At 67.2% G+C, this 26713-nt stretch carries 23 protein-coding genes; 13 read left to right on the forward strand and 10 right to left on the reverse strand.

Annotation, left to right across the window (positions count from 1 at the left end):
* Window positions 1-452: 452 nt before the first annotated feature.
* From QQL87_RS04805 to gspD, 4 genes are all read right to left on the reverse strand, one after another.
* Complete coding sequence (locus QQL87_RS04805; RefSeq protein ID WP_284416855.1) at window positions 453-1568, reverse strand: hypothetical protein; 1116 nt, start codon at window positions 1566-1568, stop codon at window positions 453-455.
* Between the two features lie 222 nt (window positions 1569-1790).
* On the reverse strand, window positions 1791-3659 hold the full coding sequence (locus QQL87_RS04810) for an alkaline phosphatase family protein (RefSeq protein WP_284416853.1): 1869 nt from the start codon (window positions 3657-3659) through the stop codon (window positions 1791-1793).
* A gap of 248 nt (window positions 3660-3907) precedes the next feature.
* A complete protein-coding gene (locus QQL87_RS04815) occupies window positions 3908-4456 on the reverse strand; it encodes a tetratricopeptide repeat protein (protein ID WP_284416852.1) in 549 nt (182 codons plus the stop codon).
* Window positions 4428-6731, reverse strand: coding sequence for a type II secretion system secretin GspD (gene gspD / locus QQL87_RS04820; protein WP_284416851.1), 2304 nt, complete (start codon window positions 6729-6731; stop codon window positions 4428-4430). Before gspD ends, QQL87_RS04815 begins: the two co-directional genes overlap by 29 nt.
* A 253-nt stretch (window positions 6732-6984) precedes the next feature.
* Here gspD and QQL87_RS04825 point away from each other — a divergent pair, with 253 nt between their 5' ends.
* From QQL87_RS04825 to QQL87_RS04870, 10 genes are read left to right on the forward strand one after another with little or no spacing between them, the layout of a single operon-like run.
* Entirely contained in the window at window positions 6985-8643 is a 1659-nt protein-coding gene (locus QQL87_RS04825; protein ID WP_284416850.1) for a GspE/PulE family protein, read from the forward strand.
* An 8-nt stretch (window positions 8644-8651) separates the two neighbouring features.
* A complete protein-coding gene (locus tag QQL87_RS04830) occupies window positions 8652-9860 on the forward strand; it encodes a type II secretion system F family protein (protein ID WP_284416849.1) in 1209 nt (402 codons plus the stop codon).
* 23 nt (window positions 9861-9883) lie between these two features.
* Window positions 9884-10360: a type II secretion system major pseudopilin GspG gene (gene gspG / locus QQL87_RS04835; RefSeq protein ID WP_284416848.1), complete on the forward strand. Its 477-nt coding sequence runs from the start codon at window positions 9884-9886 to the stop codon at window positions 10358-10360.
* The gene (locus QQL87_RS04840) at window positions 10353-10814 is read left to right on the forward strand and encodes a prepilin-type N-terminal cleavage/methylation domain-containing protein (RefSeq protein ID WP_284416846.1); all 462 of its coding nucleotides are present in this window, start codon (window positions 10353-10355) and stop codon (window positions 10812-10814) included. The genes gspG and QQL87_RS04840 overlap by 8 nt, the downstream gene beginning before the upstream one ends.
* Complete coding sequence (locus QQL87_RS04845; protein WP_284416844.1) at window positions 10807-11214, forward strand: prepilin-type N-terminal cleavage/methylation domain-containing protein; 408 nt, start codon at window positions 10807-10809, stop codon at window positions 11212-11214. Before QQL87_RS04840 ends, QQL87_RS04845 begins: the two co-directional genes overlap by 8 nt.
* On the forward strand, window positions 11211-11933 hold the full coding sequence (locus tag QQL87_RS04850; RefSeq protein ID WP_284416843.1) for a PulJ/GspJ family protein: 723 nt from the start codon (window positions 11211-11213) through the stop codon (window positions 11931-11933). Before QQL87_RS04845 ends, QQL87_RS04850 begins: the two co-directional genes overlap by 4 nt.
* The gene (locus QQL87_RS04855) at window positions 11933-12877 is read left to right on the forward strand and encodes a type II secretion system protein GspK (protein ID WP_284416842.1); all 945 of its coding nucleotides are present in this window, start codon (window positions 11933-11935) and stop codon (window positions 12875-12877) included. The genes QQL87_RS04850 and QQL87_RS04855 overlap by 1 nt, the downstream gene beginning before the upstream one ends.
* Window positions 12874-13950 (forward strand): PilN domain-containing protein, encoded by a 1077-nt coding sequence (locus tag QQL87_RS04860; RefSeq protein WP_284416841.1) that lies wholly within the window; start codon window positions 12874-12876, stop codon window positions 13948-13950. The genes QQL87_RS04855 and QQL87_RS04860 overlap by 4 nt, the downstream gene beginning before the upstream one ends.
* Window positions 13947-14507 (forward strand): type II secretion system protein GspM, encoded by a 561-nt coding sequence (gene gspM / locus QQL87_RS04865; RefSeq protein WP_284416840.1) that lies wholly within the window; start codon window positions 13947-13949, stop codon window positions 14505-14507. Before QQL87_RS04860 ends, gspM begins: the two co-directional genes overlap by 4 nt.
* Window positions 14507-15136 carry a general secretion pathway protein GspN gene (locus QQL87_RS04870; protein ID WP_284416839.1) on the forward strand — a complete coding sequence of 210 codons (630 nt, stop codon included), beginning with the start codon at window positions 14507-14509 and terminating at the stop codon, window positions 15134-15136. The genes gspM and QQL87_RS04870 overlap by 1 nt, the downstream gene beginning before the upstream one ends.
* Before the next feature lie 72 nt (window positions 15137-15208).
* On the opposite strand, the gene QQL87_RS04875 is transcribed toward QQL87_RS04870, so the two are convergent.
* Genes QQL87_RS04875 through QQL87_RS04890 form a run of 4 tightly spaced genes read right to left on the reverse strand, consistent with a single transcriptional unit; the run spans window position 15209 to window position 18346 of the window.
* On the reverse strand, window positions 15209-15829 hold the full coding sequence (locus tag QQL87_RS04875; protein WP_284416838.1) for a HupE/UreJ family protein: 621 nt from the start codon (window positions 15827-15829) through the stop codon (window positions 15209-15211).
* Complete coding sequence (locus tag QQL87_RS04880; RefSeq protein WP_284416837.1) at window positions 15826-16437, reverse strand: HupE/UreJ family protein; 612 nt, start codon at window positions 16435-16437, stop codon at window positions 15826-15828. Before QQL87_RS04880 ends, QQL87_RS04875 begins: the two co-directional genes overlap by 4 nt.
* 17 nt (window positions 16438-16454) lie before the next feature.
* Window positions 16455-17435, reverse strand: coding sequence for a HupE/UreJ family protein (locus QQL87_RS04885; protein ID WP_284416836.1), 981 nt, complete (start codon window positions 17433-17435; stop codon window positions 16455-16457).
* On the reverse strand, window positions 17432-18346 hold the full coding sequence (locus QQL87_RS04890; RefSeq protein ID WP_284416835.1) for a peptidylprolyl isomerase: 915 nt from the start codon (window positions 18344-18346) through the stop codon (window positions 17432-17434). Before QQL87_RS04890 ends, QQL87_RS04885 begins: the two co-directional genes overlap by 4 nt.
* 266 nt (window positions 18347-18612) lie before the next feature.
* On the opposite strand from QQL87_RS04890, the gene QQL87_RS04895 reads away from it, so the two are divergent.
* The 3 genes from QQL87_RS04895 (at window position 18613) to QQL87_RS04905 (ending at window position 21800) form a co-directional block, all read left to right on the forward strand.
* Complete coding sequence (locus tag QQL87_RS04895) at window positions 18613-20637, forward strand: hypothetical protein (protein WP_284416834.1); 2025 nt, start codon at window positions 18613-18615, stop codon at window positions 20635-20637.
* A 118-nt stretch (window positions 20638-20755) separates the two neighbouring features.
* On the forward strand, window positions 20756-21085 hold the full coding sequence (locus tag QQL87_RS04900) for a hypothetical protein (protein WP_284416833.1): 330 nt from the start codon (window positions 20756-20758) through the stop codon (window positions 21083-21085).
* A gap of 91 nt (window positions 21086-21176) precedes the next feature.
* A complete protein-coding gene (locus tag QQL87_RS04905; RefSeq protein WP_284416831.1) occupies window positions 21177-21800 on the forward strand; it encodes a 2OG-Fe(II) oxygenase family protein in 624 nt (207 codons plus the stop codon).
* A 13-nt stretch (window positions 21801-21813) separates the two neighbouring features.
* Here QQL87_RS04905 and QQL87_RS04910 read toward each other — a convergent pair whose 3' ends face one another.
* Together QQL87_RS04910 and QQL87_RS04915 are read right to left on the reverse strand one after the other, a co-directional pair.
* A complete protein-coding gene (locus tag QQL87_RS04910; RefSeq protein ID WP_502871136.1) occupies window positions 21814-24324 on the reverse strand; it encodes a spermine/spermidine synthase domain-containing protein in 2511 nt (836 codons plus the stop codon).
* 355 nt (window positions 24325-24679) lie between these two features.
* The gene (locus QQL87_RS04915; protein WP_284416829.1) at window positions 24680-26389 is read right to left on the reverse strand and encodes a jacalin-like lectin; all 1710 of its coding nucleotides are present in this window, start codon (window positions 26387-26389) and stop codon (window positions 24680-24682) included.
* Window positions 26390-26713: the final 324 nt, after the last annotated feature.

The raw sequence follows: 26713 nt of genomic DNA on the forward strand, positions 1-26713 counted from the left end.
GCATTCCCCGCGCGATGGTTTTCACGCTTATGTCGCGCTCTCCCCGGTGTCCGGCCTTTAGCCACCGTCGCCTTCCGGATCATCATCACCGAAAGACTTGGCGCCAGCCTCGGGGCGCCAGGACCACGCGTCTTCACGTCCGCAAGCTGCCGTTCGTCGGCGGGCACGAAACCCGCTGCAGCCGGCTCGCGGCCACCGCATCCCCAGCCCAACGTCTCGTGACGATCGCGAAGCGCCCCTCTCGCGGGCCGGGATGGCGCTAGACAATCACATATTCAGAAAAAACGAAAGTAATTTATTTTTCGCGGAAGGACTGGACAGGCCAAATCAGCTTGGATCTGCTGATGAAAATCGTCGTTCCGCGCAGGCCGGTGGGGATCGCCGTCCGCGGTCGGACGGCGCTTTCGCCGCCGCCCCACCATGTCTGGCGGGGCGGTCTGCCTGGTTGGCGGTCAATGACGCTCGGGCGCCGGGACGGCCGTCCGGTTCGCGGGAACGGTGACGGGCTGATAGGAGAACACGTCGCGGCTGCGCGGATCGACCGTGACCTTGACCCACCGGACATCGTTGTTGCCGTTGCCCTGGTTGTCGCCGAAGGTCTCGACGCGGACGAAATTTTCCAGCCGCTGGCCGGTCGTATTGAGGAACGGCTGGTCGATCCGGAAGTAGTGCGAATCGCCGTGGACATAGGCGACCGGCTTGCGGAAGGCCTCGACCTCGCTACGCAACGCCGACAGGAAGCTCGCGAAGCCATCGGGCTGGCCATCGGTCTCGGCGAGCGTCTTGGGATCGCGCAGCGGCGCGCGGGTGGCGTCCGAGAGGTCCCAGCCCGGATCGGCCTGCGAGATGAACATCACCGCGGCCGAATTGCGCTTCTTGGCCTCCGCGAAGGTCTGCTGCATCCAGAGAATGACGGCCGCATTGCGGGCGTTGTATTCGTCGGGATCGGGATTGGTGTCGCAGAGATTGTTGCAGGAGCCCTGGACGTTCAGGGTCGCATAGGTCACGCGCCCCACCGTCCAGCGGCGGTTCTCGACGCAGCCGACTTTGGTGCCGTTGGCGCCGAGACAGAGCGCGTCGGTCTGCACCTCCTGGCGCAGCTTGCGCTGGCCGAGCGAGAACGGCGTCGAGAAGAACAGCTTGCGCTCGTAGTCGAGCCGGTCGCGCGAGTTGAAGCCGCCATTCGAGGGCCGGTCGCAGTCGACCCAGTCGTTGTCGCCTGGCGTGAACATCGCTGGCGCCTCGAGGCTGTTCAGGAAGGCGAGCGCCTGCGCATAGAGGCCGGCGTCGCAGGCCGAATTGGAGCCCTGCTTGAGGTCGCCGTCGTGGACGGTGAACTTCAGCTTGTGCGCGTTCATGTCGGCGATCAGGTTCGGCACGCCGACGGTGGCCTGCAGCGTGGAATAGGGCAGGTCGCCCCACAGGCCGATCGCATAGGTGTCGTCGTCGTCGTCGCGATCGTCATGCGCAAGGCTCGGCGCCATAGCGGCGAGCGAGAGCGCCGACAATGTCGCGGACAAAGCGAGCAGCGCGTGAAAGGCTGATTTGAATGACGGTCGAAATCGCATTGGCAAGATCCCCCAAGACCTCGGTTGCATCACGCCGCTTGCAGGGAAGCGGCGGCGCAACGATGCGGAGCCCCGTTAACGGGGACGTGACGGACCGCTGACAATCCGCTGACGGATTGACGATGATGCACATCGGGCACGGCCCCGGTGCTGCAGCAACGAAAGCCCGCCGCGGTTGCGGCGGGCTTGTACGTCTTGACGATGGCGGATGCCGCAGATCGATCAGCGATCGTCCCCGTCGCCGCGATGGTCGTGATCGTGATGGTGCCAGCCGTCATGATCGCCGTCGTCGTCGCCGAAGGCGAACAGGTTCATCAGGTCGCCGATCGCCGGACGGTTCTTCGGCACATAGCGGTTGTCGTCGCGATCATGGATCGGGTTGGGCAGCCGGTCGCGGCTGACCGCCGAGATTGTCGGAAGCCGCCAGTTGCGCTCGATGAACTTCAGCAGCGAGACGTGGTCGTAATAGGTGTGATCGACATGGCCCTTCTTCGCCAGCGATGACACCAGGATGAAGGGGATGCGGGTACCGTCGCCGAGGAAGTCCACCGGCTGGATGTAGCCGGAGTCGTAATAGCCGCCACCTTCGTCGGTGGTGATGAAGATGGCCGTCTTGGCCCAGAGCTGCGGGTTGGCCTTGACGCGATTGATCAGCGCCTCGAGGAACTTTTCATAGAGGTCGGTGGTCGAATCGGCGGGATGTCCGGCGAGCGCTTCGAACGGGCGCACGAACGACACCGCCGGCAGCGTGTTGTTCTGAACGTCCTTCACGAAGGCGCCGTAGTTCTGCAGCTTGGCTTCCTCGCTCGGCGTTGTCATGATCTTGAGGAAGCCGGTCAGCGGGTCGCAGATGCCGCAATAGGAATGGAACAGCAGCGGCACGCCGTCGACGCTCTTGGCGAACGTCGTGGCATCGTCACCGCGGTCGGCACTGTAATATTTCCAGGACACGCCCTTCGCCGTCATCACGTCGGCAATGGTCGGCGCGCTCTGCGGCGGCAGCACGAACTTGTCGGAGCCGAGCGCATTCGGCTTCGCGCTGGTCTGATTCCAGAACATGCTGTAATTATTGACCAGATAGTAGTGGTTCGGCGCGCAATTGTTGCTGTGGACGCCATTCTTGAACAGCTGCTCGTTGATCGCGGCGACGCCCGGCGCTGACGGATCGGAGCAGTTGACGTAGGAACCGCCGCTGTAGCCGTCCTGCTTGTAGTAGTTGTTGGTTCCGGCGACCGGATCGGGGTTCTCTATCTGGTTGGCGTAGGGCACGGCAGGCGCGCCATTCATGGTCTCGGGATTGGTGAAGAACGCGGCGTGGCCGGTCACGATCGACTGGAAGTTGGCGCCGGTGCCGCCCATGATCGCCTGGTGATAATTGTCGCTGATCGCATAGTCGTCGGCGAGCTGCTTGAAGAACGGCGCGTCACCGGGCTGAGCCTTGCCGGACGCGTCGGTGAAGGGGTTCATGTTGTAGAAGCCCATCGAGATGGCGCCTTCCATCGGATTGAATCCGCCGGCCGGATAGGGCTGTCCGTTCGAGCCGGTGCCGATGCTCTGCTCGACCCACACGAACTTGTCGTGCTTGCCGCCATCGATGTCCTGCCACATCTGGAAGAAGCGATGGACCGGATCGCCGGTGTAGGCGGCGTAGGAGACGTATTTCGAGATCTGGTACGGTCCGTTGGGAAGATTGGCCGGGAAACGGCTGTCGAGGACGTTCTGCGGCAGGCCGATTCCATAGGTGGTGTACGGCTGCGGCAGCGTCGTGTAGGCGGCGGTGGACACGGTCTCCGCGGTGTAGCGTACCTCGTCGCGGCCGATGCGCTGCTCCGCCTTCCTGAAATGCGGACCCGGCGTGCCGTCCTCGTTGACGATGCCCTTGCTGAGCAGATTGTCGACGCTCTGTCCGGCCTTCGGCTTGTAGGTTCCGAACAGATTGTCGAAGGTGTGGTTCTCGCCGACAATGATGATGACGTGCTCGATCGGCGTTGTTGTCGCCGCTCCGGCAAAGGCCGGCGCGACGCTTGTTGCAGTGAAGACGGCAGTGGTCGCGAGCGCGAGCGCCTTGGACCGTGTGACTGTTCTGGTCATGGACATCTCCGGACGGAGTGCGAGGTGGCCGGCGTACGCGCACCGTTCTGTTGCGCTGTGCCTGCGACAAACTATCGCGGCAACAAATTGCAACGGAGTGTCGGTCTCGATGCGGTTTTGTGACGGTGGTGATCAGTGCGCCCGCTTCGGAGTGATGGTGACATCAATTGCGCGCGCGTCGGCGCAGCTTGCGCTGGCCGAGCAAGAACGACGTCGAGACGAACACCGGTGCGGGCGCTGCTGAAGCCTCAGGGCTGTCCGGGCCGCCAGTCCAGGGCGAGCGCCTGGCCCGTCGCGATCTGGCCGGTCGACATCTTCGAGGCGACGGCGTTGCGCAGCCGCAGGAAATAGCTGCGCTGCGCCGGTGCCGCGTGCCCTGCCGCAAGGTTGAGCCATTTGTAGGCCAGCACGACGTCCTGTGGAACGCCGTGTCCCTTGTCATACATCAGCCCGAGCATGGCCTGGCCGAAGGGATTGCCTGAAGCGGCGGCCTGGCAATAGAGATCGCTCGCCACCTCATAGGCCTGCGGCGTGCCAAACCCGTTTTCATACATGAAGCCGAGCATCGCCTGCGCGCGCGCGTCGCCGCGCAGCGCAGGCGGGGTCAGCACGCGGACGGCCCGGACGAAATCGCCGCGCGCATAGGCCGCGCGCGCCGAACTGATCGAGTCGGCGCGGGCCTGAGACGCTGGCGCGATGAGCATCAGGCTCGCTGCGGTGAGAGCCAAAGCGAGGCGCCGCACGACCGGCCTGGCTATTCGGCGGGGGCTAGCGGCTGGTGTGGACACGCAGATCATCCGTGATGCTCGCTCCGACCGATCCGCGGAGCTTGGAACGGAGTTCCTCGGCCACCTGATGAGCATCGCTGCCGTCGCGAATGATCTGCGGCCTGATGAAGATGATCAGCTCGGTGCGCGTTCCCTTCTTGTCCTGGTGCGAGAACGTGTCGCCGAGGATGGGAATCTCGTCGAAGCCGGGAATGCCGTTGCGATTGCCGGTCTGCTGCTCGCTGATCAGGCCTGCCAGCAGCACCGTCTGGCCGTTGGCGACGGAGATGGCGCTCTTGACCTTGCGCTGCGAGACGGTCGGCGTCAGGCTCGCGCTCGACTGCGCCGCCACGTTGCTGATCTCCTGCTCAACCTCGAGCCGGACATTGCCGTTGGCGGCGATGCGCGGCACGACACGCAGGATGATGCCGGTGTTGCGATAGTCGATGGTGTTGACGACGGTGTTGCTCGACGACAGCACGGTGGCGCTCCCGGTCGACACCGGCACGACGTCGCCGACCTGCAAGGTGGCGGTCTGGTTGTTGATCACGACCAGCGACGGGTTGGAAAGCACCTTGACGCTGGTGACCGTGTGGAGCGCATCGAGGATCATGTTGGGCGATGCCTCGTGACCGATCAGGAAGTTGAAGCCGGGCAAAGCGCGGTTGATCAGGGCCGATGTCGCCGCCGATGTCGTCGCGGTGGCCACCGAGGTCGCCTGCGTATTGGTGATCGAGCCCTTGTCGGTGCCGAGGCCGAGCACCTTGCTCGAAAGATATGCCTGCACCCCGTAGGACAGCTCGTTGGTGAGCGTCACCTCGGCAATGGTCGCGTCGATGCCGACCTGCAGCACCGGTTGGTCGAGCTGCTGCAGGGTGCTGGAGATGATGCGGTAGTTCTCGCGGTCGGCATAGATCAGCAGCGAGTTGTTCACGGTATCCGGCGTGATGCGGATGTTCGGCATCAGGGCCTGGCCCCCGCCGGCACCGCCGCTGCGCGGCTCGAGCCCGGTCGAGGAGGGCGTGCTGCCGGAGGACGGCGTGCTCGACGACTGCAGGCCCGTCAGGCCACCGCCCTGGGTCCGGCTCGAAGGATTGGCGCTGGAATTCGACGCGCCGGCCGCATTGGTGTTGAACGAGAGTCGGTCGGCGACCGATGTCGTCGTGCCGTCGGAGCCCGGCGCGGTCTGCCCGTCGGCGCTGTCGGACGACGATGCGCTGGCGCCACCGAACATGTCGGTCAGCACCCTGGCGAGCTGACGCGCGTCACCGTAGCGGACGCGGTAGACGTGCACACTGGTGCGCCCGGAATCGGCTTGGTCGAGCCGGCGGATCCAGGTGGCCGCGCTCTGCAGCAGCGCCGGCTTGCGCGTCACCACCATGATCGCGTTGAGCCGGTTCACGACCTGCAGCTTGACGAGGTTCTGGCTGAGGCCGTTCTCGCCGGTATCCATGATCTTCTCGAGCTCGGCGATCAGGGGCTCGGGGGCGGAATTGCTGACGGGAAAGATGCCCACCGATTGGCCGCGCATCCAGTCGACGTCGAAGCTCAGCGCCGTCTCGATCGCCGAGCGCCGCTCGGCGCCGGTGCCCTGGATCAGCAGCATGTTCCGCGTCGGATCAGCGCGCACGCTGCCGGCGCGGGTGGCAAAGCTGTCCATCAGTTTCAGGATGGTCTGGGCGCCGACATATTGCAGCGGCACCACCGACACGCCGTAGCCGGGCTCGGCGCGGGCCGCCTCGCTGTCCACCCGTCCGCCGCCGATGGCGTCGCCGAGCGGCGTCAGCTTGTAGTTGGAACCTTCACGAACCACGACGACGCCGGACAGGCGCAGCGCGCTTTCGAGCACGAACAGGATGTCGGATTTCGGCACCGGCCGGGCCGAGACCAGGCTGATGCTGCCCTGGACGCGCGGATCGATGGAATAGCCGGCGCCGATGATGTCGCCGATCACGACCTTTGCGACCTGGGCGATCGGCGTGTTCTCGAAATTCAAGTCGTAGCCGCGGCCGTCGGCCGCCGGCTGCGGCCTGATCTCGGCGACGTCCTGGATCATCGTGCCCTGATAGGTCCGTGCGGTCGCGCGCTCGACCTCCGGTCGTCCCTGGATCGAGCCGACCGCCGCGTTGTCGCGGGGCAGGATGTCGAGCGAACGGACCTTGTCGATGACGTCGACATCCGCCGGAGCGCTGGCCTGCGAGCTGAGCGTCGTCATGTTGCAGGAGGCGAGCAACAGGGCGAACGCAAGCAACGAGGCTTGACGGACAACCGCAGCGGAGTGGCTTCGATTGCCGATACGAAACATGGACTTGCCGATCTACTCGTGTTGACCGGCCGCAACGAGAGGACGCTTCGTCGGGACCGCCCGATCTGCATAGCGATGCAATATGACACTTATGTATATCCGCGCACCCCGGCCTGTCTTTGGACGGGTTGTGTGTCGGAAATGTCAACTGATCGGCTTTCGTACAGCCGTCATGTTCGCGATCGATAACGTCGGCAGCCAGTAGCGGGGTGCCGAGACGAAGTGCCGGCACCGGCGCCACCCGGATCACGCCATGAGCGGTACACTGTCGACCCAGTTCCATGATTATCTTCGGCAGCGTCATCCGCAGGCGGGTGATCGCGATGCCGCAGGCGACGCCCAGGTCGCGCCCTGGGACCGGTTCGGGCTCAGCGCCGACGCCTTTGCCGAGGAGGCCGCGCGCTTCACCGGGCTGGAGCGCGTCGCGCTGCGTGAGCTGATGGCGGCCGTGCCCGCGGCCAGCGAGTTCTCCGACCGCTTTTTGCGCGAGGTGCTCGGCTATCCCTATCAGACGCCCGATGGCGCGGCGGCGTTTGCGATGGCCGATCCGACCGATCAGGCGGTACGCCGGGCGGCCGAGCTCGTGCTCGGTGCTGGCACGGTCTTCAAGGTGGCGTCGCACGAGGACGTCGCCGTCGTCCTCGATCAGCGCCTCGGCGGCACTGAGGATGGCGAGACCGAGGTGCTGGCGGCGCAGGATCTGCGCGAGGACGACATCGAGAGTCTCCGCGATCTCGCCAGTGGCGCGCCGGTCGTGCGCGCCGTCAACGATCTGATCGAGAAGGCGGTCGAGATGCGCGCGAGCGACATCCACATCGAGCCGTTCTCGACCGGGCTCGTCGTTCGGCTCAGAGTGGACGGCCTGCTGCGCCCGATCGCAGCGCCGGTGGGCGTGCTGCCGCAGGCGGTCATCTCGCGCATCAAGATCGTCGCCGGGCTGAACATCGCCGAGCGGCGCCTGCCGCAGGACGGCGCCGCCCGGATTCGCGCCGGACGCGCCGAGATCGATGTCCGCGTCGCGATCATGCCGACGCAGGCCGGCGAGTCGGCGGTGCTGCGCATCCTGCCCAAGGATCGCTCACAGCTGGTGGCGAGCCGGCTCGGCCTGTCCGGGCGCGACGATGTGGCGCTGCGGCGCCTGATCACGCTGCCGCACGGCATGATCGTGATCACCGGGCCGACCGGCAGCGGCAAGACCACGACGCTGGCCACGATCCTGTCGATGCTCAACACGCCCGAGCGCAAGATCCTCACCGTCGAGGATCCGGTGGAATATGAGATCCCCGGCATCAACCAGTCGCAGATCAAGCCCGCCATCGGGCTGACATTCGCCAGTGCGTTGCGCTCCTTCGTGCGCCAGGATCCTGATGTCATCATGGTCGGCGAAATCAGAGACAGCGAGACCGCGCATGTTGCCGTGCATGCGGCGCTGACCGGCCATCTCGTGCTGACCACGCTGCACACCGAGACGGCGGCGGCGGCGGTGCCGCGGCTGCTCGATCTCGGCGTCGAAGGCTATCTGCTGCGCTCGACGTTGCGCGCGGTCATCGCCCAGCGGCTGGTGCGCCAGCTCTGCGAACATTGCAAGACGGCGCGGCCGCTCGACGCGGCGACCTGTCGTGATGATCCGCGCTTCGGCCATGTCGGCCTCGCCGCCGGCGAGGTGACCTGGCATCCGGCGGGATGCGAACGCTGCGGCCAGAGCGGCTATCGCGGCCGGGTCGGCGTGTTCGAGCTGCTCGAGCTGAGCAGCAGCCTGCGCGAGCTGATCGCCGATAGTGCCGATGGGCTTGCGATCGACCGGCGTGCGATCCAGGAGGGCATGATGACGATGCTCGACGACGGCGTTGCCAAATGCCGCGCCGGCGTCACTTCGGTGTCCGAGCTGTTTCGTGTCCTTGTCGCGCGTTGAGGTGGATCGTGCCGAGCTACCGCTATCGCGCATTGACGCAATCTGGTGAGGTCGTGGTCGGATCCCTCGTCGCGCCGTCGCGCAGCGAGGTCGAACGGCGCATCTCCTATCTCCAACTGCTGCCGATCGAAACGATCGAGGAGAAGAAGGCAGGCGCCGCGGCGGGAGGATTGTCGTTCGGCGGTCCGTCCGCAGCCGAGGTGACGACCTTCACCCGCGATCTGGCCCTGCTGCTGAAGGCCGGCGCGCGGCTCGACGACGCGCTCGATCTGTTGTCGAACGATTCAGACATCGGCCGTCTTCGCCCCGTGGTCGCGCGCCTGCGCGCGGCCATCATGGCCGGCGAGAGCTTTGCCGACGCCGCCGCTGCGCAGCCGCTGCTGTTCTCGCCGATGTATGTCGCACTGATGCGTGTCGGCGAGGCGTCCGGAACGCTCGACCAGGTGCTGACGGCGCTGGCCGGCGAGCGCGAGCGCTCCGAGGCGACGCGGCGCAAGCTGACGGACGCAATGCAGTATCCGGCCTTCGTCTTCCTCGCCGCGATCGCCGTGATGCTGTTCTTCCTCGTCGCCGTGCTGCCGAACTTCTCCGCGGTGCTGCGTGATTTCGGCGGCCGCGCCGATACGGCGCTCGGCTTCTTCATGTCGCTGTCCGACATGCTGCGCGACCATGCGGCGGTGATCTCGCTCGGCTGTGCGGCACTGCTCGCGGCCGGCTGGTGGCTGCTGCGGCAGGCCGCGGTGCGCGCCGCCCTGACCAGCGGCCTGGCGCTGTTGCCGGGGATCGGCAGCATCCTGATGTTCTATCGGACCAGCCTGTTCTGTCGCAATCTCGGCCTGCTGCTCGGCTGCGGCGTCACGCTGAGCGCGGCGTTGCGCATCCTGGTCGACGTGATGGCGGAGACCTCGCAGCGCGCGCCATGGTCGGCCGCGGCTGATCGCGTGCGGCACGGCGGCAAGCTGTCCCAGGCGCTGTCGGCCGACAACATGCTGCCGGCGATGGCGCTGCGCATGCTCCGTCTCGGCGAGGAGACCGGCCAGCTGCCGACGCTGTCGACACGCATCGCCGAATTCTACGAAGCCAAGCTGCAGCGCGCGCTCGACCGCGTGGTCGGCATCGTCGGCCCTGCCGCCATTCTGCTGATCAGCGTCGTGGTCGGCGGCCTGATCGTCTCGATCATGACGGCGCTGCTCTCGGTGACGCAACTCGTCGGCTGACCCCGGTATTGAAGGAGAATCACATGAGCTCGAACATCAAGGCCAGAACGGCCACGACGTCCCGGCGCGACAATGAGCGCGGCTTCACGCTGGTCGAGATGCTGGTCGTGATCACCATCATCGGGCTGATCATGGGGCTGATCGGGCCGCGCGTTCTCAACTATCTCGGCGAGTCCAAGACCAAGGCGGCGCGGATTCAGCTGCAGAGCTTCTCCAGCGCGCTCGATCTGTTCTATCTCGACGCCGGCCGCTATCCGTCGACCTCGGAGGGGCTGGCGGCGCTGGCGCAGCGGCCGGCCGGGATGAGCACGTGGAACGGCCCGTATCTGAAGGGCGGGGCGGTGCCGAAGGATCCGTGGAATACGGCCTATGTCTACCGCGCGCCGGGCGATCACGGTCCCTATGACATCCTATCCTACGGCGCCGATGGCCAGGAGGGTGGCAGCGGCACCGCAGCCGACATCGTGCTGGGAACGCAGACGAGCGCGCGCAATGAGTGACCAGCGGCAGCGCGGGTTCACTCTGCTCGAGATGGTCTGCGTGCTCGCGATCGTCGCGCTGCTGTCGTCCGTCGCGCTGCCGTTTGTGCCGCGACAGACGTCGCGGCCGCGGCTGCAGGCCTATGCGCTGCAGGCGGTGACGCTGCTGAAATCCGACCGCGCCGCATCGATGCGGAGCGGGGCGCGAATAGATACGCGGATCGATATTTCGCGGCGGCTGATCCGTGCCGGCAGCGGCGCTGCGCTGCAACTGCCCGACGATGTCGCGTTCCAGGCGACGCTGCCGCGCAGCTGCCAGCATCGGCCGGTGCAGGCCGCGATCAGCTTCTTTCCCGATGGGTTGTCCTGCGGTGGCGCGCTCACATTGTCGCGCGCCGATCTGAGCCTTGAAATCCGGGTCAACTGGCTGACCGGGAGGATCGACATCGTCCCGCGTGGGCCTGCCCATGGTTGATCGCGGCGGAGCAGATCGGAGCCAGGCCGGCTTCACCTTGATCGAGGTGCTCGTCGCGCTCGCCGTGGTCAGCGTGTCGCTCGTCGCCATCGGCGCCGTGGTCGCGCGCAATGCGGCCAGCGTGCGCAAGATCGAGCAGCACGTCACGCTGGTCGCCGACACCAGGCTGGCGCTGGCGACGGCGTTGTCGGATCGCAGCCGTCTGAAGCCGGGCAGCATCGATCAGCGCTCCGGCTCCGGCGCGGTCGGGCTGCAGATCACGCCGCTCGGCGGCGACTGGAGCCAACCGGCCGGGCAGCAGGGCTGGATTCCGGAAATGGTCACCTTGCGCATCAAGACCGGCTCCGGCGCGGCCGCCGATGTGCAGACGGTCCGGCTGGTGCAGGGGCGGCGCGAATGAGCAACCGATCCGCTCGCTCGCACCAGGCCGGCTTTGCGCTGATCGAGGCGCTCGGCGCGCTGGCCATTGCCGGGATCGTGCTGTCGGCGCTGCTGGCGGTGACCGCGCAATGGCTGCCGGCCTGGAAGCGCGGGCTGGACCGCATGCAGCGGGCCGAGATGGTCGCGGCGGCGCTGCGCCGGGCCGGTGATGACTTTGCCGCCGCGCAGTTCGTTTCGCTCAATCGCGAGCAGAAGGGGCCGCTGTTCATCGGCCAGGAATTCTCGGCGTTGTTCGTGCGCGGCGAGCTCGGGCCGAATGCCGGACACGGCCTCGATGTCGTGCGCATCGGCGACGACGGCGCGCGCAACGAACGGGCCGTGCTGCGTGCACGCGCGCCGTTCGAGCCGGCGCCGATCGGCCAGTCCGCGGCCGACCGGTTCCGGTTCGGCGATCCCGTGGTGTTGCTCTCAGCGCCGTTCCGGATGTCGTTCGCCTATGCCGATCGCACCATGGCGTGGACGAGCGAGTGGCGCGATGCGAACAAGCTGCCGTTTGCGGTGCGCATGACCGTTCACGATGACAGCCGCGGCGGTGCCGCCGTTCTCGTCAGCGCCGTGCGCATTCAGGTCGATACGCCCGGCGGCGCCGCCGTCGACAGCGCAGGTGGTGGCACTACGAACCGGACGCCGGCTGCAGCCGAATCGCCGCAACCGCCCAAGAACGAGCCGATCGACTGATGCGACCGCGTTGTCCTCATCATGTGCCGAACGACAGGGGCGCTACGCAGGGCGGCTTCATCCTCGTCGCGGTCTTGTGGATGCTTGCGGCGCTCGCCGCGCTGGTGGTGATCGTGGCGCAGCAGATGGCAAGCTCGGCGCGGTTGCTCCGGCTCGAAGACGAGGCGGTCGAGGCCGACGCGCTGATCTCGGCCGGCATCGAATTGTCGGCCTACCGTCTGCTGCTGTCGAAGGAGGAGGACCGGCCGAAGCAGGGCGGCTTCCGCCTCCTGCTCGGCGGCAACGACATCGCGGTCAGCTATGTGAGCGAGGCCGCGCGGCTCGATCTCAACACGGCCTCGCAGGAGATGCTGGAGAATCTGTTCGTCGTGGTGGGCGCTGAACGGGATGCCGCCAAGGAGCATGCCGAGCGGGTGGTGGCGTGGCGGTCCAAGCCGTCGGACGCTGCGAAGGCCCAGGCGGAAGAGGCGCGCTACGCCGCGGCCGGGCTGAAACGGGTGCCGCGGCTGGCGCCCTTCGCCCATGTCGGTGAGCTCGCGTTGGTGCTCGGCCTGCCGGCGTCGCTGGTCGATCGGGTGCTGCCCCTCGTCACCGTCTTCAACGGCTCGCCCGGCATCGATCCGACCATTGCCGCGACCGAATTGGTCGCGGCGTTGCCGGGCATGACGCCGCTCATCCTGAAGGACTTTCTCGGCTCGCGCGCGTCGCTGTCACAGGATGCGGATGGATTGGCCAAGATCCTGGGACCGGCGGCGAAGGATGCAGCCAAGGGCAACAGCAAGGCCGTGCGCCTGCACATCGTCGTCGGCCCGGCCGGCGGGCTGCATCACGCGGCGACGGCTGTGATCGTGCCGGGCGAGGGCGAGCAGCCATACCGCTTGCTCGCACGGCAGGACGAGGGACCGCAACCGAGGGGCGCGCGGCAGGCGCGATCGACGCCATGAAGCTGACCGAGGCCATCGAACGAGGACTGACGGACTGGACGGCGTCGGTCGCGACTGCGATCGAGGCGGGCGCCGACCGCCAGCTCCGGCGCTCGCGGGTCTGCATCCGATATCATGGGCCTGGCGATCTCGTGCTGACGGTGCAGGCGGCGCCGAAGGGCAAGCCGACATTGCCGCCGGCCACGGTCGACCTTTCCGCAACGGACGCGCGCGGCCAGATTCCGGCCGAATGGCTGCGGCTGCTCCGCGGCTGCGCGCTCGAGATCCGCATGGCTGCCGCCACCGTCCTGCTCCGGCCGCTCGACTTTCCGAAGCAGGCCGAGCCGTTTCTGGACGGCATGATCCGGGCGCAGATCGGCAGGTTCACGCCATGGACCCTCGATCAGGCGCTGTATGGATTCAGCGCTCCGCAGCCTGCGGCCGGTGATCGGATTTCGCTCACCCTTGCCGCAACCCCACGCGCCATGCTCCAGCCGTTGCTGGCGTTCGCTGATACAGTCGGAGCGGCGAAGATCGTCGTCCTCGCCGAGGACGACTCGCTTGGCGGCGCTCCGATCCAGATCTTCAAGGCCGCGCTGCGCTCGGCGCTCGCGGGCGGCCGTGATCTCGGGCGCGTGCTCAAGCTCGGCTGGATCTCGTTGGCCGCGACGGCCGCCGTGCTGATGGTCGCGGCGACGCTGATCGGCGGCTATCTCGACGGTGAGATCGAAGACGTGCAGGCGCAGGTCACGCGGCTGCGCGCGGCGTTGCGGCCCGCGATCAGCGGCGCTTCGGCGGCGGACGGGCTGCTCGCCAGGCGCAAGCAGACAAGCCCGGCCAGCGTGATCGTGCTCGACACGCTGTCGAAGATCCTGCCCGACGGCACCTACGTCACCGAGCTGCATGTCGAGAATGACCGGCTGCAGATCTCCGGCCTGACCCAGGACGCACCGGCGCTGATCCGGCTGATCGAGCAGTCGCCGCAGTTCAGCCGCGCCACGTTCTTCGCGCCGACCACGCGGTCCCCAGGCGAAGCGGGCGAGCGCTTCCACATCGAGGCGCGCATCAACGCCTATTTCGGAGACCGGGCATGAGCTGGCTGACACCCTTGCGCCGCATCGTCGTCGGCTCGCCGGCCGGTGCGGCGCTGCTCTATGTCGTGACGATGATCGCTCTGATCTGGGCAGGCGCGGCGGCCGTCGCCGATCTCGCGGCGAAGCGCGAGCAGCTCAGTGACGCCAGCGCGCAACTGGCGCAGTTCGCTGGGCGCAAACGGCCGGGATCAACGGCGGCAGGCGCCGTGGCGACGCCGGGCGGGTCGGTGTTCGTCGAAGGACGGACCGTCACGATCGCGGGCGCCGCGCTGGTCCAGCGCCTGACGGAGGCGGTCGCCAAGGCCGGCGGCAATGTGCTGTCGACCCAGGTCGATCTGCCGGCCGCGCGGGCCAACACGAGTGTCATCAGCGTCGTCGCCAATTGTGAGCTCGAGCAGCCGGCGCTGCAGCAGCTGCTCTACGATCTCGAAGCCGGGCTGCCGTTCCTCTTCGTCGATCAGCTGCATGTTCAGCAATCGCTGGCGGAGGCCACGGGCGGAGCCGGGCGCCTGCGGGTGCTGGTCACCGTCTCCGGACAATGGCAAGGACAGATGTGATGCGATCATTCGTCAACTCAAGCGCCGTCGCACTGGTGATGGCCTGCGTGCTCGGCGGTGCGCTCGGCCACGCCCGTGGTGAGGACAGCGATGCGCTCGAGCCGAGGGGGCCGGCGCAGGCCGAGTCCGCAAGTCATGATGGCGACCCGCAGACCGTCGATTCGATGACGTCACCTCGAACGGCCGCCGCGGGAACAGCGGCTGGCAGCGCCAATCCGCTATGGGATGTTCCGCTCGACGCGCTGTCGGCGACGCGCGACCGTCCGATCTTCTCGGCGTCGCGCCGGCCGCCGCCACCGGTCGTGGCTCCCGTCACAGTGATGCGTGCGCCGCCACCGCCGCCGAGGGAGCCGGAGCGTCCGACACTGCAGCTCGTGGGCACGGTGATCGGTGACGAGGAGAGCTTCGGCATCTTCGTCGATCCTGCGACGCAGAAGTCGCTGCGACTGCGCGTCGGCGCCTCGCATGAGGGATGGCTGCTCGATGCCGTGAAGCCGCGCGAGGTGACGCTGCGGCGGGAGCTGGAGATCGTGACCTTGCCGATGCCGCAGCTCGGGCAATTCACCGAGGATGCGCCCGCGCCGGCGGCGCCGGCTGCACGCGACCGGATGGCGCGGCGGGCGCGCTGAGGAAGGATCCACACACGTCGGGCGGCCCGGAGGACCGAAGACGGCGGCCCAGGCCGAACAGAATGGATGCGCTCAGCTCGCCAGCGACAGTCCCGCCATCATCAGCCCGATCGCGGCGACCCAGCCGCCGACGGCGCGGACCGCAATCCCGCGCCAGCTCGAGACTGGCGCGGCCTCCGGGCGCCGGAAGCTGAGCGCCAGCGCCATGATCAGCGTGATCACGACATAGCCCGCGCTGGCGAGACCGGCCGCATAGAGCAGCCGGTCGGTCTGCGGCATCAGCTCGCCGGCGTTCACGGCGCCGCGCATCACACCAAGCGCAAAGGCCATGATGCACAACAGCGTCATGGGAATGCGCAGCGCGGTCGCCAGCAGCAATCCGAGCACGAGAATCGTCACTGCATCGATCAGCGGAGACACTGCAGGGAGATTCGATAGCGTAGCCAGCGCAAGCCCGCTGCAGAGTCCGAGCGGAAACACCAGGATGAGCCATCGGCCGCTGGCCGCGCCCAGCGAGCCGGCCAGCAGGCCGAGCGCCGCCCACATGATGACGTCCTGCAAGGTAAGCAGGGGATGCAGGGCTCCGGCGTAGAAATCGCCGAGCCGGGCGGAGACGATATGCGCGTCGGCAATCTTGCTTTGAGCGAACAGCAGCAGGGCCGTAAGCAGGGCAGTTCTCAGACGCGGGTTCATGCCGTCATACCGAGGCTCGTGACCAGGAAGTAGCCCCCGAGCGCGGCGATCGCCGCGCCGACGCCCTGGATGATGCGCTCGCCGCCCGGCCAGCGCGCGAGCGCGCCGAGCGTGATGCCGCAGGCATGGAGCAGCCCGGTCGCGACCACGAAGCCGCAGCCATAGGCGAGAGGGTTTGCCGATGAAGGCAGCTCGGCGCCATGCGCATGACCATGGAAGATGGCGAACACGGCGACGATCGCAGCCGCCGCAGCGAAGGGGACGCGGATGCGCAGCGCGACGGCCAGCCCGAGGATCAGCGCCGACAGCGCGATCACCAGCTCGGGGACGGGCAGCCCGATCTTGAGGATGCCAACGACCGCGCCGAGCGCCATCACCAGTGGAAACACCACCGGCAGCACCCAGATCGCCACGCCGCCGAGCTGCGCGCCCCAGATGCCGACCGCGACCATCGCGATGAGATGGTCCAGCCCGGTCAGCGGATGCAGCAGCCCGCTGGCCAGCCCGCCGCCGACGCCGCTCTGCTCATGCGCGAGCGACGGGCTGATGCTCACAGCCGACAGCAGCGCGACCGAAGCGACGGTCTGCAGCATCCTGCGCCCCATCATGATCGATCCCTCGCTTGTCATGCTGCGGCCAGCACCCGCGCCAGGCGGCCCAGGAACCAGAACATCGACACCGAGCCGATCGCATAGGCCGGCAGCTCGGCACTCCAGCGCGGCATGACAGCACCGAGCCGGCGATGCGCGGAGATCAGCGCCAGCACCAGCATCACGAACAGGATCTGCCCGATCTCGACGCCGACATTGAAGAAGAGCAGGGCCGCGGGCAGGATGCGCCGCTCCAGGCCGAGACCGGCGAGCGCGCTCGCGAAGCCGATGCCATGCACCAGGCCGAAGCTGAAGGCGACGGCCCAGGGATAGCGGGCGGTGAGGCCGATCTCGCCGCGCTGCTGCCTGACGATCTCGACGCCGACGAACACGATGCTGAGCGCGATGCAGGCATTGAGCGGTCCTTCCGGAACGCCGATCCATCCGAACGCTGTCGCCGCCAGCGAGGCGCTGTGCCCGATCGTGAAGGCGGTGATCGTCTTGAACAGACGCCAGCCGCCTTGCACGATCCAGATCAGGCCGAGCACGAACAGCAGGTGATCGGCGCCGAGCAGGATGTGGTCCATGCCGAGATTGACGTAGGTCTTGGCGAGTTCGAGCCAGGTCTCGAGCGTCGGCGCGCCGGTGCCGATGATGGTGACGACCGGATTGGCCGCGGAGATCGTGTAGCTACTGGTATCGTCCTGGATCGATGTGATCCGGATGATGGCCGCCGACATGTCCTCGCCGAGATTGGCGATGGTCATCTGGCCGACGAGGCCCTTGTCGCCGCAATTGAGCTCCGGCAGGCGCAGGAAGCAATGCGCGGGCATCCGCAGTTCGATTCGGTTGTCGCCGTCCTTCGGCAAGGTCGTCCAGCGCCCGATATACATGCCGGGACGCATCTCGCGGAATTCGAGCACGCCGAGCGTGGCCTGATGCGCTGACGCCGGCCGCGCCAGCAGCGGCGCGGCGAATACGAGCAGCACGAGGATGAGCGCGCGCCAGACGCTCACGGCTCGTACCGGATGGTATAGTTGGCCTTGAGCCGGCTCACGGCCTCCCAGGCCTGCTTGCGCGTCTCCTCAGTGTGCCAGATCTTGGCCGCCTCGGCGCGGATATCCTCAAGGCTGGCCGGGGCACCGGGCTTGCGCGCGTCGAGACGAACCACATGCCAGCCCTCCTTGGAGTGCAGCAGCGCCCATTCCTGCAGCGGCAGCTTGAGAAGGCCGTCACGGAATTGGTCGCCGAAGGCATCGGCGAGGCTCGGAACCGGGCGGTCGAGGATCGCGCGCGTCTGGTCGCGCAGCTCCTCGGACTCGCGCTGCGCGCTGATGTCGTCGAGGGAGCGCCGCGCCGTCGCTTCATCCGTCGGTGGGGTCATGAAGAAGCTGACGCGCTCGGGCTCGTCGAAGCGCTGATGATTCTCGGCAAACCAGGCGCGCAGCTGCTCGTCATTGGGCTGCGGCACCCGCACCTGGTCGAAGATCAGATATTGCAGCTTGAAGGCGACGCGGTCGCGGATCATCTCGTCGCCGCGGTCGACACCGAGCGCCTTGCCCTCGCGATACAGGATCTCGCTCGCCACCCAGGCTTCCACCATCTTCTGCAGCTCGGCCGCGCTCGGCGTGCGCTGCTTGTCCTCGTCGAACGTATCGATGAAGGACTGGCGTAGCGCCTTGGTGACGGTGATGACCTTCTCGTCCTTGGCCGGCGGATGCAGGATCGCATCCGCTGCAAAGATCAGCCCGCCGAGAACGAGGAAGTGCAGCAGCGGCTCTCCGGCCAGCCTGCGCAGGATGCCGGATCGCGACCGTGACGCCGCATCGCTCCCGCTGTGCAGCTCGCTATGTCCATCTCGCGGATGGGAGCCTGCAGAGGCGCTCTCGAAGGTCTGCGCCGCGTTCGACATGACAGGAGCTGACATCTCTTCGTTACATTTGATACCGCGCTCGTCGCGCGGCGCGTATATGCAACGCCGCCCTTGCCGTTGTCACCGTGCAATCGGCGCTGTCACAAAAAATTCGCAAGCGCTCCGGGGTTGCGAAGGTCGTGGAGCAACGTCCGGAAAAATAAATCCTTCAACAAACTGTCTCCGAGTTTTGGTTTGGTCGCCGCGCGATAAGACGATGGCGCATCAGTCGCCTTGTCATCACGGTTAGACCACGATCGAATTTTTTCAGGGGCGACGACATGGTTCCATCTGCCAAGAAAATCCTGCTGACGGCGGCCTCGGTGTCGTTGGCTCTGTCGCAGAACGCCGACGCCGGGGAGCGTTGGGGCGAGACCAGCAAGAACAATCCCTATGTCGCTGGCGACATGCATAACCACAACACCTGCACCGACGGTTCGGTGGCGGCCGGCTATTCGATCGATCGCGCGGTCGGCAAGGGCACCGCGGCGGCCGGCGGCAACAATTTCGACCTCGACTGGTTCACGCTCGGCAACCACGGCGGCTCGGGCAATCGCGATTGCCGCTTCAGCGACGCCAGCGCCAACATTCCGGGTGACAACACCACCACCACTTGGAGCCAGACGCTCGGCAAGACCATCGACGGCATCACCATCTCGAGCCTGAAGGGCACCCCGAACGGCACCGGCACGGGCGCCACGATGTGGCGCTGGCAGTCGATCCAGGAGATCGAGTACCCGACCATCGTCGCCCGAAGCGCGACGTACAACAAGGTGCTGGTCGAAGGCCTGGAGTGGATCCTGCCGGGCCACGAGCATGGTGACGTCGCGGTCATCGCCGGCCAGAATCCCCGCGGCTACGGCAATGCCGACAAGATGGCCGAGTTCGAATATCGCTTCGACCGCGCCGACACCGACGCGATCGGCCCGGTCGACGCCAGCAGCAATCCGATCTGGACCGGCAAGGACAATGTCAACAACTCCGGCTCTGCCGGTCATGGCAAGGCTCTCGCCGGCATCACCTGGCTGCAGGCGAATTATCCGCTGCAGTCCTACGCGATCCCGACCCATACCGAGCGCCAGGGACCGTTCAACCCGACCGGCACGGCAGGCTACAACATCGAGCACTTCCGCGACTTCAACAATGCCGGCCCGACCGTCGCATTCGGCATCGAGGCCCCTGGCCACATGGCCGAAGGCGGCCTCACCGGCGGCTCCGGCTCGTACAAGTCGAACGCTGTCGGCGGCGGCACCTACGGCATGCACGGCGTCTACACCGCCAAGGTCGGCGGCCTGTGGGACGGCCTGCTCGGCGAAGGCCGCAACATCTTCGTGTTCCAGAGCTCCGACTGGCATAGCCGCGGCGTCTATGGTGCGCGCGATGCCAGCACCACCGCGGACTTCATCCCCGGCGAGTACACCCGCCTCTACGTGCCGAACGAGCGCCGCTTCAACCAGCAGTCGATCATCGACGGCATGCGCTCGGGCAACTCCTACTCCGTGAACGCGCAGCTCATCGGCTCCGACATGGTGTTCCGCGCCAAGGGCGAGTGGGATGACGACTGGAAGACGATGGGCGAGACGCTGGTCGTGCGCCCCGGCGAGAAGATCGTGCTCGAGATGGAGATGACCGTCCCGGCGTCGAACAACAGCCCCTACAGCTTCAACAACCCGCTGCTGCTGCCGGTCGGCATCAAGCAGCCGCTCAACAAGCCCTATCTCGACCACGTCGATCTGATCACCGGTGACGTGACCGGTCCGATCGCGCCGGGAGCCACGGGCTATGCGGTCGCCAACGCCGGCGGCACCGCTGGTGCTGACATCATCTACAATGCGTCGGCCAAGATCGCGAAGCAGATCCAGGCGACCAAGATGCAGAGCTACAAGTTGCGTGATGGGTCGACCCGGCTCAGCTTCAAGACCACCTTCGTCGCCAGTGCGAAGCCGTTCTACATCCGCGCTCGCGGCACCAGCATTCCGCCGGCGACTCCCAACGTCTCCGACAGCGCCGGCAACCCGCTGCTCGACCTCAACAACGTCAATGTGAGCTGCACCGATGCGGCGTGCCCGTCGCACCTCGGAACGGTCAACGGCGTCAAGAAGGTCACCAACGACGTGCAGGCCTGGTCGAACGTCTGGTTCTACGCTAACCCGATCTTCATCCGGACCCACGGCACGCCCGAGCTGTTGGTCGAGAAGAACAAGGAGCTCGCCCGCAAGCTGGCGTTCGAGCATCACCACTGGCACGATTGGGATCATTGGGGTCATTGGGGCCACTGGGGTCGCTGGGCCTTCAACCGCGACTGATTGATCCGCATTGATCCGGCGGGGCGACACCGGCCCGCCGGACCTGCCATCGCGATCGGCGCCGGTTTGCGAGCCGACGCCGTCTCATTGAGAGACGTGCTTGATCCGGATTCATCTGATGTCGCGCCTGCTCAGTACGATCGCCATCGCGCTCGTTCTCTCGGTTGCCAGCGCTTCGGCCCACGACGAGGAGCCGACGCAGGAGACCTGCGACGCCGCTGTGGCCGAGGCACGGGCACTGGCAGCGAGCCTGCCGGCCGACGACGTGTCGCGCTATTTTGCCGAGCGGGACATCCAGCAGGCGCTGGTCGAGGCCGGCAATGGCGAGTTCGACGACTGTGTCGAGAAGGCCGAGCAAGCAGCGCTCGAGGTGCGGGAGCGGCCGCACAGCCTGAAGCCTGGCGAGCGGCTGAACATCCTCCGTGCCGACGAGCTGCCGCCGCGCTGAGCGCCGCTGTCATCCTTGTGTCATCCAACTCGGCACATTGTCGGCGCCGTTCCGAAATGCGCAAGGCAGTATCGTGCAAGGCAGTCAAGGCATGGACCAGATCGAAGCTCTCTTCCCGATTCCGCTGATGCGTTCGCCTGCCTTGTTGAATGCGGAGCTGAAGGACGCCGCCGTGGCGGCGATCCGCAGCGCGAAGATCGAGACCAATCTGCGCTCCGGCCAGCTGTTCCACACCGAGGTCGCCGACCCCCGCGCCAACACCCTGTTTCAGACCATCGCGGCGCTGGCCGTGCCGAAGCTGGTCGATTTCGGCGAGCTGCTGTTCGGCGAAAGGCTGCAATGGAACGTCAAGGAGATGTGGACGAACATGCTGGAGACAGGCGGCAACCAGACTCTGCACGCCCATGCCAACAGCTTCATCTCCGGCATCTTCTATCTGACGCCGTCGCATCCCGGCAGCCGCACGGTGTTCGTGCGCCCGCCCGGCGGCAGCGACTTCTCATTCCGTCATCATACACGCAGCGCCGCGGTCGGTCCGTTCAATGCCGGCAAGTATGTGCTGCCGGAGGCGGAGCCGGGCGATCTCGTGCTATTCCCGAGCTACCTCTATCACGAGGTGCCGCGCAATCAGGGCGACCAGCGCATCACGATCGCCTTCAACGCGATCCCCGATCATCTCGATTGCTGGGGCTACCGCGTCAGCTTCGGCACCTGACCCGAATCCGAGCCTATCGTCCGAACTCCTGCGACAGCAGCTCGCGCGCCTCGCGTCGCGACGGTGCGGCGGCATCGATCGCCTGGAGCAGACGTTCGGCCGCCGCGCGATCCGATCCGAGCAGCGACCGGGCCATGCTGATCAGCGGCGCATAGGCCGGCTCGAACTCGGCGCTGAGGCGGATCGAGTCGAGGAGGCCAGGGGCCGCGGCCGCGATCAGCGCCGCTCCGCGCGGCTCGCCTGACAGCGCGGCGCCCGCCTGAATGAAGCGGTCGCGCGCCTGCCAGTAGCGGTCGAGGCGCTGGTCCCAGGCCGCGCGCTGGGCCGGATCGATCAGTTCGGCCGCATCGGTCCTGGCCTGGGCCAGGACGGTGAGCAGCAACTCCCATGGCGGCGCGGCGAGCGCGCCGACGTTGCGCCGGGCATCGAAGGTGACGAATGGAAAATCATCGGTGTTGTGCGGTCCCGGACCTGCGAAGTGCGCCAGCTGCGCAGCGCCGGCTACATACTGGCCGAGCAGGTCGATCGGCTGGTCGAGGCCGAGCGGGAGAAGCAGCGGGCGAAGCTGCGGGTCCGCGAGCCTGGCCGCGAGCCGCTCTGGGTCGACCGGCCTTGGGCTGCGCGCGCCGATCAGCGCGAGCATCGGCGTGCGCACGCTGTAATGGTTCAGCCACGCCGCGCCATCGGGGAAGATCGCGAGAAAGCTTCTGATGATCGCGCGCAGCGACGGCGCATCGAGCTGGTACAGCGGCAGCCATTGGCAGAACACGCCGTCGTCGCTCAGCCGGCGCCTGACCGCGTCGAAATGCTCGCGCGTGTAGAGCGCGCCGCTGCCGTCCAGCGCCGGGTGGAACAGGTCGGCGACGACAACGTCGTAGTGTCCGTCATCGGCGACGACGAAGCGTCTAGCATCGGCGATCGCGACCGGCGGCATGGTCTGCTTTGCAGCCGGATTGTCGAACCATGGCAGCAGTGCTACGACCTCCGCCGACAGCTCGACCGCCCGCACGTCGAGGCCCGGCATCTGCGCGCCGCCGAGCACGGTCGCACCGGTGCCGACGCCGAGAAACAGGGCGTTGCGCGGCGAGGGATGCAGCAGCAGCGGCAGCATGGCCTGACGGAAATCGGAGCGCACCGAGCTGGTGCCGCCCATGCGGAAATGGCCGTTGACCTCGAGATAGCGGGCGCCGGATGCGTCGTCGACAACGCTTGCCGTCGCCATCGGCCCTTCACGCAAGGCCAGGAGCTTGCCGCCGGGAGGCACCTTCACCAGCGTCGGCGCCGGCCCCGCTATCAGCACGAGTCCGAGCAGGCCGGGCAGCAGAGCCCAGCACAGCGCAGCGCAGCCGGGCGGCAGCAGCAGGAGATAGCCGAGCGCGACCAGAACCAGCGCCTTCCAGCTGCCGAGTGCCGGAATCAGCAGCTGCGCCGCCAACAGCGGCGCGATGGCCGCGCCGAGGCTATTGATGCCGACCGCCCAGCCGACCGATCCGTTGATGTCGCGCACCTCCTGCATCAGCGCTCCGAACAGCGCGCCCATGGCCATCGACGGAAGCAGGAAGAGCAGCAGCGCGACGCCGAGCTCGCCGGCGACGCCGAGGCTTGCCACCCGTTCGGCAGCGGCGGCCATCACCGGCGCGAGCAGGGCGGTGCCGAGGCAGGCGAGGGCGGTGCCGGCGAGCAGCGCGGTGTTGCGGGCGAGGCCCCTTCGCGCGAGCCGCTGCCAGATCAGCCCGCCCGCGGCGGTGCCAAGCAGATAGGCTGCCAGCAGGCAGGCAAAGCTGAATACGGTGTCCTGCATCATCTGCGCAGCCAGCCGCACGACCAGCACCTCGAACGCGATGCCGATGAGACCGGTGACGAACAACGTCCCGGTCAGGCGGAGGCCGGGCGTGCCGGCGGAGCGTCGATCGCCGGCGCGCGGCCTGGCCGGCAGCGCCCGGCCGAGCCGAAGTGCGGCCAGCGCGCAGGCCGCGTTCACCGCGGCGAGACAGAGCAGCGTCGTTGCGAGGCCGGACGCCGGAATCGCCACGAAGGTCGACAGCAGCGTGCCGGCGACGGCGCCGGCGGTATTGGCGCCGTAGACACCGGCGCTCACCGCGTCATGGCTCCGTGCCGCCGCCATCATGCGCTCCAGCGCCGTCAGCGTGCCGCCCATCGCCACAGTGGCCGGCAGCAGCACCAGCGTCGGAAGCAGGAAGCTCGCGCTCCACAGCAAGAGCGGCGAGGGCGCGGTGCCCAGCAGCGGCGCGAGCGCGCGTCCGCTCGCCGGCAGCAGCCAGATCGCGCCCACGCCCCACAGGCCGATCACGGCTTCAAGGACGGCGTAGACGCGGTGCGGCCGCGCGGCGCGGCGGATCCGCCCATCCAGGACGAAGGCCCCGAGTGCAAGGCCGGCGAACAAGCCGGCGATGGCCCCGAGCACGGCCATCATCTCGGTGCCCAGCGCGAGCGCGAGCTGGCGCGTCCAGACGATCTCGTAGCCCAGTCCGGCAAGGCCGGACGCCGCGATCAGCAGCTGCATCGGCAGCACGCGCGCCGTGCTCCCGCCGGCGGCGCTCGCGCCGGAGCCGCCATGCGTCTCCGTGATCAGATCGGCCGCGCGCCGGCCTGCATCAAGCGCTTCGGTCAAGGCTCGGTCCCTGCGGTTTTGTCGATCCGTCGTGCCGTGCTGATCGCCGTGCCGGCGGCAGCACCGAGCTTGGGATCGGGGGTCCGGGGCACCGCGATCGCGCCGCGACCATGTCCTTTTGTTTATGTTTCGTGACGGTGGTTTGACAGACGTTCTCTCGGGGCTCACCGGGCCGGCGTGAGACGGCTCGCCCCGCGGTGAACGACCCGGGCGGCCGCAGCCGCCCTGGTCTGATCATGGCGTGCGATCAGGGCGCCAGCGTCCACAGCTGCGAGCCCGCCGCCGACGCCGTCGAGGTCAGCAGCTGGTTGCCGACCGAGGTGCCGTTCTGGCTGACGACCTCGCTTGGATAGCTGCGCACAGCGATGGTGCCGGCCGCGGCATCGTAGCGGAAGCGCTGGTTGTTGTTGCCGGTGCAGGTCCAGATGATCAACTGCGCGCCGTCGCCATAGGTGCCGTTGTTGTCCAGGCAGTAATGCGGGTCCTGCATGCTGCGGATCATGCCGCTGGCGTCGTCGTAGCTCCAGGTCTGGTTGGCAGCGCCGGTGCAGTACCATTGGATCACCGCGGCGCCGTCGGCCATGGTGCCGCCATTGACGTCCATGCACAGCGCCGAGGTGCGGTTGACGATACGGAACGGCTGGCGCGACGCCGCAGCGGTGGAGACCGGCGTGTAGACGACGCCGAGCTTGTCGATGCCGTCGCCGGAGCGGCCGTGGAAGCCGGCGATCTGCCAGCCGTTCGGCGCGGTGTAGCTGGTGCAGCTCGACGTCGAGGTGCCTCCCGACAGCGTGCGGCCGGCGCTGGTGCCGAACGCGATCCGGAAGATGCGCGTGTGGCCCTGATACTGGTCGCTGCACAGGCTGACCGAGGTGAGGACCTCGCCGGCACCGAGCGTCAGGCTCTGCGCCGTGCCGCCGCTGCCGCCATGGCTGTAGACGGTGCCGTTGGAGAGGGTGAGTTCGACCTGGTCGACCCGGCTGCCGGTGCGGATCGAGAGCTTGCTGACGGAGGGATCGGCGGGCAGCGCGGCGACGTCGTTGTAGCTCGTGCCGTGCGGGCCGCCGAACTGATCGCTCAGCCGGCGGTTCGCCGCGGTCGTGAAGCTCCAATTGACCTCGATCGGATGATGGTCGGAGAGCTGCGCGCCGGTCGCGTCGAGCGCGTCCTGCCGGTCGACATAGGACGAGGCCTGCAGATTGAGGAAGCCGTTGTTGCGCCACAGCACCTTGTCGACGATTTCGCAGTCCGGCCGCGCGGTCTGGGTATCGCCGCAGATCAGCGCATCGCCGATCGGTGGCACGCTGCCGCCGCGGATCGTCTCGATCCAGGCGTCGCTGAAGCCGTGACGCAGGAAGTCCCACATGTTCTGGCCGGCGCGCGTGTAGCGGGTGTTGGTGTCGCCCATCACCATGACCGCGTTGCCGGCGGAGTTCGCCTCGATGTAGCTCAGGATCTGCACGACGTCGGACTCGCTGTAGGCAAGGTCGGTCGAGGACGTGCCGGATTGAGCGTGCAGATTGTAGAAATCGAGGTAGACGCCTTCGGCGAGGCGGGTGCGGACCAGCGAGAAGCCCTTCGGCGTCAGCGCATCGGAATCGGCACGCTTGTTCCAGGTGACGCGGTCGAGATCGTCGAACCAGGTCCGGCTGAGCGTGTTCAGCCCGTCGCCGATGCCTGCCGTTCCCGAGGTCGGCGTGCGATAGGGGTGATCGTCGCAGGTGTCGTACAGCGCGGCGTGCCAGAGAAAATCCTCCTGCACGTTGACGATGCCGAACTCGCGCAGATAGCAGCTGATCAGCCGCGAATGCGCGTCGCTGCCGCCGTTATAGGCGGTCGGCGTCTCCGCCACGTTGTAGGTCAGCGTGCTGAAGCTGCCCGTGGCCGCATGCAGCGGCGTGGCGAGCAGTCCGGCGCATCCAAGCGCGATGGCGCCCGCCAGTGAGCGAAAGGTCATGGGTCGATCCTCCTCGAATGTGTCGAAAGAGGCGGCGCGATACCATCGGCGGGTTGTCACCGTGATGACAGATTGATTGATGTTCTGTGCCTGAGATGTCCTTCAGGCTCGTGCAATCGGCGATTGCCCCTTGCTGTCCGGATCGCTCAGCTCCGGTGCGCGCGATCATCGAGACAGCGGGCGGTGCCATATCGATGGTTGCGCCTCCGCGCGACCACCGACGCTTGGAAGGTGGAGCAAAGGAGGGATCAACGCCGCGGTGCCCTGAACGCACATGCGCGGCGTCAAGCGTGCAATCGTCGCACGGTGCGCAAGCTCAGGTGT

Origin of the sequence: Bradyrhizobium sp. SSBR45G, assembly GCF_030159255.1 — a bacterium.
Classification (GTDB): Bacteria; Pseudomonadota; Alphaproteobacteria; order Rhizobiales; family Xanthobacteraceae; genus Bradyrhizobium.

Bases quoted from the DNA above. Each gene is read 5' to 3' on its own strand.
- QQL87_RS04805 (WP_284416855.1), bottom strand. From the start codon at position 1,568: ATGCGATTTCGACCGTCATTCAAATCAGCCTTTCACGCGCTGCTCGCT.
- QQL87_RS04810 (WP_284416853.1), bottom strand. From the start codon at position 3,659: ATGACCAGAACAGTCACACGGTCCAAGGCGCTCGCGCTCGCGACCACT.
- QQL87_RS04815 (WP_284416852.1), bottom strand. From the start codon at position 4,456: ATGATCTGCGTGTCCACACCAGCCGCTAGCCCCCGCCGAATAGCCAGG.
- gspD (WP_284416851.1), bottom strand. From the start codon at position 6,731: ATGTTTCGTATCGGCAATCGAAGCCACTCCGCTGCGGTTGTCCGTCAA.
- QQL87_RS04825 (WP_284416850.1), top strand. From the start codon at position 6,985: ATGAGCGGTACACTGTCGACCCAGTTCCATGATTATCTTCGGCAGCGT.
- gspG (WP_284416848.1), top strand. From the start codon at position 9,884: ATGAGCTCGAACATCAAGGCCAGAACGGCCACGACGTCCCGGCGCGAC.
- QQL87_RS04840 (WP_284416846.1), top strand. From the start codon at position 10,353: ATGAGTGACCAGCGGCAGCGCGGGTTCACTCTGCTCGAGATGGTCTGC.
- QQL87_RS04845 (WP_284416844.1), top strand. From the start codon at position 10,807: ATGGTTGATCGCGGCGGAGCAGATCGGAGCCAGGCCGGCTTCACCTTG.
- QQL87_RS04850 (WP_284416843.1), top strand. From the start codon at position 11,211: ATGAGCAACCGATCCGCTCGCTCGCACCAGGCCGGCTTTGCGCTGATC.
- QQL87_RS04855 (WP_284416842.1), top strand. From the start codon at position 11,933: ATGCGACCGCGTTGTCCTCATCATGTGCCGAACGACAGGGGCGCTACG.
- QQL87_RS04860 (WP_284416841.1), top strand. From the start codon at position 12,874: ATGAAGCTGACCGAGGCCATCGAACGAGGACTGACGGACTGGACGGCG.
- gspM (WP_284416840.1), top strand. From the start codon at position 13,947: ATGAGCTGGCTGACACCCTTGCGCCGCATCGTCGTCGGCTCGCCGGCC.
- QQL87_RS04870 (WP_284416839.1), top strand. From the start codon at position 14,507: ATGCGATCATTCGTCAACTCAAGCGCCGTCGCACTGGTGATGGCCTGC.
- QQL87_RS04875 (WP_284416838.1), bottom strand. From the start codon at position 15,829: ATGAACCCGCGTCTGAGAACTGCCCTGCTTACGGCCCTGCTGCTGTTC.
- QQL87_RS04880 (WP_284416837.1), bottom strand. From the start codon at position 16,437: ATGATGGGGCGCAGGATGCTGCAGACCGTCGCTTCGGTCGCGCTGCTG.
- QQL87_RS04890 (WP_284416835.1), bottom strand. From the start codon at position 18,346: ATGTCAGCTCCTGTCATGTCGAACGCGGCGCAGACCTTCGAGAGCGCC.
- QQL87_RS04895 (WP_284416834.1), top strand. From the start codon at position 18,613: ATGGTTCCATCTGCCAAGAAAATCCTGCTGACGGCGGCCTCGGTGTCG.
- QQL87_RS04900 (WP_284416833.1), top strand. From the start codon at position 20,756: ATGTCGCGCCTGCTCAGTACGATCGCCATCGCGCTCGTTCTCTCGGTT.
- QQL87_RS04905 (WP_284416831.1), top strand. From the start codon at position 21,177: ATGGACCAGATCGAAGCTCTCTTCCCGATTCCGCTGATGCGTTCGCCT.
- QQL87_RS04910 (WP_502871136.1), bottom strand. From the start codon at position 24,324: ATGCAGCTGCTGATCGCGGCGTCCGGCCTTGCCGGACTGGGCTACGAG.
- QQL87_RS04915 (WP_284416829.1), bottom strand. From the start codon at position 26,389: ATGACCTTTCGCTCACTGGCGGGCGCCATCGCGCTTGGATGCGCCGGA.